The 5,186-nt window shown below is 64.2% G+C and carries 4 protein-coding genes; 1 reads left to right on the top strand and 3 read right to left on the bottom strand.

The window, feature by feature from the left end; genetic code table 11:
- The coding region (locus O6P37_RS28325; protein WP_408633272.1) for an AMP-binding protein at positions 1-1,056 on the bottom strand (1,056 nt) is incomplete at its 3' end.
- A gap of 717 nt (positions 1,057-1,773) precedes the next feature.
- Between O6P37_RS28325 and O6P37_RS28320 the strand changes: the two genes are divergently transcribed.
- On the top strand, positions 1,774-2,565 hold the full coding sequence (locus O6P37_RS28320) for a GAP family protein (protein ID WP_269897200.1): 792 nt from the start codon (positions 1,774-1,776) through the stop codon (positions 2,563-2,565).
- Positions 2,566-2,570: 5 nt separating this feature from the next.
- Here O6P37_RS28320 and O6P37_RS28315 read toward each other — a convergent pair whose 3' ends face one another.
- Together O6P37_RS28315 and O6P37_RS28310 are read right to left on the bottom strand one after the other, a co-directional pair.
- A complete protein-coding gene (locus tag O6P37_RS28315; RefSeq protein ID WP_269897203.1) occupies positions 2,571-3,491 on the bottom strand; it encodes a class I SAM-dependent methyltransferase in 921 nt (306 codons plus the stop codon).
- 137 nt (positions 3,492-3,628) lie between these two features.
- Entirely contained in the window at positions 3,629-4,891 is a 1,263-nt protein-coding gene (locus tag O6P37_RS28310) for a glycosyltransferase (protein WP_332909818.1), read from the bottom strand.
- Positions 4,892-5,186: the final 295 nt, after the last annotated feature.

Genomic DNA, 5,186 nt, shown 5'->3' with positions numbered 1-5,186 from the left:
CGCCACATACAACTCCCCCACCACACCCACCGACACCGGACGCAACAACCCATCCAGCACGAACATCGCCGCCCCTGGCACCGGCACTCCGATCGGCACGACGTCCGACCCGGCCGACAGCGGCCGGCTGATCGTCGCGTACACCGTCGTCTCGGTCGGACCGTAGCCGTTGATCATCACTCGGCCCGGCGCCCACCGATCCACCACCTCAACCGGACACTCCTCCCCGGCCACCATCAACGCCACCGACTCCAAGCCACGACGTGCCAACGCTCCCAACGCCGTCGGCGTCTGACTCAGCACGGTCACGCCCTCGGCCGACACCAGCGCGTGCAGGTCCTCCGGCGACGCCGCCACCGACTCGGACACCACCACGAGGCGCCCGCCGTGGAGGAGCGCACCCCACAACTCCCACACCGAATAGTCGAACGCCAACGAATGACACTGCGTCCACACCTGCGTCGGATTCAGATCTATGCCGACGTCCATGCCGTCGAACAGCCGGGTGACGTTGCGATGGCTCACGGCCACGCCTTTCGGCCTACCCGTGGTCCCGGACGTGTAGATGACGTGAGCGATGTCATCGGGATCGGGCATCTGCAGGATGCCGTCGGGCTGCGCGGCGATACGCGGATCGTCGACGCCGACCACGTCGACTCCGGAGTTCGCGATCCGGGAGGCCGACTCCGCGTCGGCCACCGCCAGCACCGCGCCGGCGTCACCGATCATGAATTCGACTCGCTCGTCCGGAGCGGCCGGATCGATCGGCAGGTACCCGGCGCCTGCCTTCAGCACGGCCAGAATGGCGACGACGGCCACGTCCGACCGCGGGAACATCACCGCCACGTACTCACCGGGCGCGGCGCCCAGCCCGACCAGCAGGTGCGCCAACCGGTTCGACGCCTCATCCAGCTCGCCGTAGGTCCACGAACGACCCTCGAACGTCACCGCCACCGCACCCGGAGACCGCACCACCTGCTCGGCGAACAACCCGGGAATGGACACTCCGTCCAGCGGCGGCCTCGTGAGCAGCGATCGATTGCTCCAGTCATCCAACCGATCCCGCTCACCAACCGTGAGAAAAGCCTTGGAAAGCAACGGACGCGGAGACTGGGTCATGAGTCCTCCCCCGGATTGCGCGCCGCCCGGTTCACTATGAACGTTCGATCGACTTCCCCAGGGAACCCGTCGAATGCGGCATCGAACGGCTGACACCGCAACCACTGATGGGTACGCCATGCCCTGCTCGGGCCAGGAGCGAGCCGACGAATTTGCTCAACGCTCACTCCTTCAGCAAATAGAACGTCCAACGCGGTGCGGGCTGCGACGAGGCTATCAAGCGGCGTTTCATTCCGCGGGCGACCCGGCAAACTATGAACTGCACGCTGGTAGGCACAGGACTGCGCCGAGTTTCACGCTGTGCGGACGAATTGTCGATCGCCCGCGTAGACCCTTGTCGGAACGTCGTCGCCAACACAACGACCGATCGGTGGTCCCGACGCCCCAGCTACACTCCATTGCTGCGATGGCTTGCGCGACAGCGAGGTGCTTCGTTCACTCATGCCCAAGTGACAGCCGCCCCAATCCGCATGGAGAAGCGTGCCATGTCCTCGAATCTCGACAGATGCGCACCTGACCTGAGAACAGCAGGCCGCTGTCCGGCACAGGTGGATCGCGGCGAAATGGCGGTCCGACCAGCAACCCCGAATTACCTCGGTTGGTCCTCCGGGCAGATGTGGGACAGGGTATGTTTTGGTCATGTGGGGAGCAGTATTGGGGCTCGCGCTCCTCAATGGTCTCAATCCGTTGCGCATCGGCATCACGCTGCTGCTCATCTCGAGGCCGCGTCCTTTGCAGAATTTGCTGTTCTACATGCTCGGCTGCCTGCTCAACGCGGTACCCGTGTTGCTGATCCCGCTCGCGTTGCTGCATTTCACGTCGATGTCGCCCATCTCATCGGAGCAATCGGCCGTCAGCCCGGGAATGCGGAACTTCCAGTTGATCGCGGGAGCGATCGCGCTGGCCGTGGCCGCCTTGATGCTGGTGCGTCTGCCGTCTCGACGGGAGACCGCGGGTGGCCGGCACCGCATGCCAACCGCGTCCGGCAGGACGGGCACGGCGACCAGCGTGCTCGACACAGGTCCTCCGACCGCCGTACCGCTCATCGGAGACGGCTCCTCCGATACCGCCGCGGGTGGATCGTTCGTCAAGCGACTGACCAATCGGCTTCGCTCCGCGTGGGAGGGCGGTTCGCTCTGGGTGGCAACGGTGATCGGCGCCATCACCGGCGGAGTGCCCTTCGACGGAGCACTCATCGTCGTCACGCTCCTGGTGACCTCGGGGACCGCGGTGGGCACGCAGTTCGCCGCGGCCATCGCGTTCATCGTCGTCATGCTGTTGGTGGTCGAGGTGATCCTCGTCAGCTACTTGATCACCCCTGCGCGCACACTTGCGGTGCTGCGACGACTGCACGACTGGGCGTGGGCGTATCGCCGCCAGCTCATCGCGCTCATGTTCGCGATCACGGGAGCGTCGCTGATCGCGAACGCCACCGGGCTCATGTGAGCATGTCAGGCAGCCTTGCGTAACACGAATCCGGCCTGCTCACCCGCGCCCTCCCGATTGAGACGCTCCGAGCGCCTCTCCCAATTCCACAGTTGCTTCAACCCGAATCGCCGGATGATGTCCCCCAGGCCCTTGATCTCCACCAGAGCCACGTCGCTTCGAATGAGTTCACTGGCGAAGAACTGGTAGGAATTCGAGTCATCGATGACGTCGTCCACGCGAAGTCCAACCGCTTGCGCGGCGATCGCCATCCCGCGGCGCGATGGAATGACGAAGTGCCGAGGAGCGTCGAACAACACCCAGTCCTCGCCGTAGCTCGCCCACGCTTCGGATGAGGTGGTCGGGAGACGAACCAGGCAGAATCCATCCGGAGTGAGCCTGTGGGTCGCTGCTTCGAGCGTTCCGATCATGTCCGGTACGTGTTCGAGCGAGTGGTTGAACATGATGACGTCGAAGTCACCGCTGACCTCGCTCAGGTCCATCTTGAGCAGTGGAACGCCCATAGGCGTCCGGGAATCGGCTTCGATGAACGGATCCGCTCCACACAAGTTGTCGAACCCCACCTCCGCCAACCGATCCAGCAGTATGCCACTACCGCAGCCCACGTCGATGATTCGCGCGTGACGATCAACTCCCTGCTGACCGAGCATCCGGACGACCGGCCCTCCGAAGAGGCCTCGCACACCCGGAGGAAGCGCCCCGATCACTGAGCCGATAGCGCTACGCCCGGTGTGGAGTTCGTGGCGGTCCTGTTGGGAGATCAGCCATCGAACGATCTTCGGGACGGTGCTGGAAGACCGGTAGGAGTAATAATCCGTGCTGTAGTGGCGGCCGAGCTCTTCGGGACTCAGCACGTCCACGATCTGCAGCGTGTCGCAGTCAGCGCAGAGGAAGTACGCGAATCGCTCACGCGTGCCGAACATCATCTCGCGTGAGGTGATCGTTTCGTGCGGACCCGACGATCCGCACAGTCGACATTCGTTGCTTGTCAAGTTCGTAGCGCACCTTTGGGTTCACAATGCGATGAAGATGCGCGGGCTGCGCACTCAGTTCGGGTACCCGATCAGCGGGCAAACATGCGGTTCTCGACGAGGTCGGCTGCGGAGGCTGTACCCGCAGCTGCTTTTGTCATGGTACCGGCAAACTCTCGGGCCCGAGCGGCGCACCCGGGCTCGAGGATCGCACGAAGGTCAGCTATCAGGGATTCCTTGGTGGTCGTCGCCAGCCGTCGTGTGGTCCCGAGCTTCTGACGTCTGATCACCGCACCCCTGGCGTGCACATCCGGGAGCGTCCACAGGATCAAAGTGGGAACTCCCGCACGGAGTCCCGTTGCCGTGGTGCCCAACCCGCCGTGGTGGACGACTGCACGACACAACGGGAAGATGGCTGCGTGGCTCACCGTCTTCACCACCTTGACGTGTTCGAGCTGGTCGGCCTCGACGAAGTCGCTCCAGCCTGAGCACACCAGCGCGCGCTCTCCCAGCTGCCGGCACGCCGCACTGATCATCTCGAGTGTCTCATCAGGTGTCTGTACCGGAATGCTGCCGAATCCGAAGTAGATCGGCGGTGTGCCCGATGCGATCCACGACGTCACCTCATCGTCCGCCGCGCTCGTCAGGTCAAGGGTCAGCGTGCCGACGATCGGGCGGCGCTGTTGCCATTCCTCGCTCAGCCCGGGAAAGCACACGGCGTCGTAGGCCTGGATCTCGAGCGTTCCGCGTTCTGCCATGATGCGTGGGGCCGGCTGGGTGGCTCGCGGGAGGCCCAGCTGGCGACGATGGGCGTCCTCGAGCTTCTTGGTTTCGAGCCAGTGCACCCACTCGTAAGCTCCTAGAACCGAACGCATCACGGCGGCGGGCAGGAACGGAACCTGACCGTTGGGCCGCACCGGGAACGGGTGGATCGCCACCAACGGAATGTCGTAGAACTCGGCGACGGGAAGCGCCTGCTGCTCGAAACTCAGGCCGGTCAGCAGGAGATCGGCACCCTCGGCGATGGAGCCGATCGTCGAGCACATCTGCGGCCAGGCCTCGACGAATCGCTTACGCGTCTCACGGAACAACGTCGACAGTCGCCGAACATTGGTCAGATTGCGTGGGAAGTCCATCCAGAGATTGAGCAGGAAGTCACCCTCCAGCGACGACTTCGCATTCGGTCCGTACGCGGTGGCAGTGATGCCCGTCGCCTCGACGAAGTCCACGAGATCCGGAGGCGCGGCCATGCGGACTTCGTGCCCACGGCGGAGCAGTTCGCGCCCCACGGTGAGGCAGGGCTCGAGATCGCCACGTGTCCCATAGGCCGCCATGGCAATCTTCATTGCGGACATCCCCCGTCGTTTCGTGGCGTCCGTTCTCGGTGAGGACACCATCAGATGCGGTCACTGTGCAGTCTAGCCAAGGCAAATGGTAATTGCTGGGCTCCTCGGGCTTCACCGGTAGGTTGCCGCTGCCCTGGACCGAACGGCCGGCGAAATCGACTCTCCACCAACATGGAACGTTATTCGCTGCCCGGTGCACGGCATACGGTCGCCGCAGGACAGAGTCGGTGACGACGTTTGCCAGTCGTTGCCAGGATCACTGTCGGACGCGTACCAACGCCGACGTGGGCCGGCATACCTGCGG

Source organism: Mycobacterium hippophais (assembly GCF_027529605.1).
Classification (GTDB): Bacteria; Actinomycetota; Actinomycetes; order Mycobacteriales; family Mycobacteriaceae; genus Mycobacterium; species Mycobacterium arseniciresistens.
This window is presented reverse-complemented; position numbering and strand designations above follow the sequence as displayed.

Coding starts and splice junctions, on each gene's coding strand:
- O6P37_RS28315 (WP_269897203.1), bottom strand. CDS start 3,491: ATGATGTTCGGCACGCGTGAGCGATTCGCGTACTTCCTCTGCGCTGAC.
- O6P37_RS28310 (WP_332909818.1), bottom strand. CDS start 4,891: ATGTCCGCAATGAAGATTGCCATGGCGGCCTATGGGACACGTGGCGAT.